General features: G+C 44.3%; 2 tRNA genes. Both read left to right on the top strand.

Annotated elements, in window-relative coordinates:
• Positions 1-16: 16 nt before the first annotated feature.
• Positions 17-93, top strand: a tRNA-Asp gene (locus IQR33_RS09050).
• 34 nt (positions 94-127) lie between these two features.
• Positions 128-204: transfer RNA gene (locus IQR33_RS09045), tRNA-Trp, on the top strand.
• Positions 205-652 lie beyond the last annotated feature (448 nt).

Genomic DNA, 652 nt, shown 5'->3' with positions numbered 1-652 from the left:
CGAGTGATACCACTGCGGAGTGGTAGTTCAGTTGGTTAGAATACCGGCCTGTCACGCCGGGGGTCGCGGGTTCGAGTCCCGTCCACTCCGCCACTTATTTGAGCGTCGTCTCAATAACACGAATTACAGGGGTGTAGCTCCAATTGGCAGAGCAGCGGATTCCAAATCCGCGTGTTGGGAGTTCGAATCTCTCCACCCCTGCCATACTCTAAAGCCTCAGCAGTAATGCTGGGGCTTTTTTACATCTGAAGAAAAGAGAATCTGACTAGTTGGAGAGTTGTCGATTCCTCTGATACCAAAGTATCGGGGGATTGAAAGTTCATATCTCCGGGATATTGGTCCACTTCACCTATCCCCCATGTTCATAAGCTCTGGCTTAGGTCAGGGGCTCTTTTATTCCTAACGTATAGTTTCGACGTCAGGTGTATGTTTATCCGACGAATATGGCATACCTTTGCTTCAGATAGTTTTATTTTCTAGTAATGTAATTATTAAATGTTGATGTATCGCTTTGCTCTTTCTGTTTTACTTTCGAATTTTCATAACGCTTTTTCTTCGTTATCGAGCACATCTGATTCACAATCTATTGAAAGGTCAGTGGTTACATTGGCTTGGATGATTACTGACTTGGTTCCTGTTATCATCATGCATT

The sequence above is a fragment of the Vibrio sp. OPT46 genome (genome assembly GCF_015163535.1).
Taxonomy (GTDB): domain Bacteria; phylum Pseudomonadota; class Gammaproteobacteria; order Enterobacterales; family Vibrionaceae; genus Vibrio; species Vibrio alginolyticus.
This window is presented reverse-complemented; position numbering and strand designations above follow the sequence as displayed.